The organism is Chryseobacterium potabilaquae (assembly GCF_902728265.1).
In the GTDB taxonomy this organism is placed as follows: domain Bacteria; phylum Bacteroidota; class Bacteroidia; order Flavobacteriales; family Weeksellaceae; genus Chryseobacterium; species Chryseobacterium potabilaquae.
Genome location: NZ_CACVBR010000149.1, coordinates 1 through 505 on the forward strand (window position 1 = coordinate 1; position 505 = coordinate 505).

The window sequence follows — 505 nt, forward strand, 5'->3', positions numbered from 1 at the left end:
TAAAGGGATTACATTATCAAAATTCTGAAAATAATATTTCATTATTGAAAAAGCTGGCCAATCGGTTGGTAAAAATGTATCAGCATGAAAAACATAAAGACTGGCATTGGTTTGAAAGCTACCTGACTTATGGAAACAGTGTACTTCCTGAAGCTTTATTGTGTGCATGGATCACAACCAAAGACGAAATGTATAAACAGGTTGCTAATGAATCATTCAAGTTTTTGCTTTCTAAAATATTTATTAAGGGAGGCATCAAAGTAATATCCAACAAAGGATGGCTGCAGAAAGAAACGATTAATAGTCCGGAATCAATTGGTGGTGAGCAGCCTATTGATGTTGCTTATACCATACTGGCCTTATCTACATTCTACAAGGTTTTTAAGGATGAAAAATATTTGCAGATGATGATAAATGCTTATAGTTGGTTTTTAGGAAAAAATCATTTACATCAAATTATTTATAACCCTGCAACAGGAGGATGTTATGATGGACTTGAAGAGAA

The 505-nt window shown here is 33.3% G+C and carries 1 pseudogene; it reads left to right on the forward strand.

Annotated elements, in window-relative coordinates:
* A pseudogene (locus tag CHRY9293_RS18590) lies at positions 1 to 505 on the forward strand (glycosyltransferase); the annotation flags it as partial.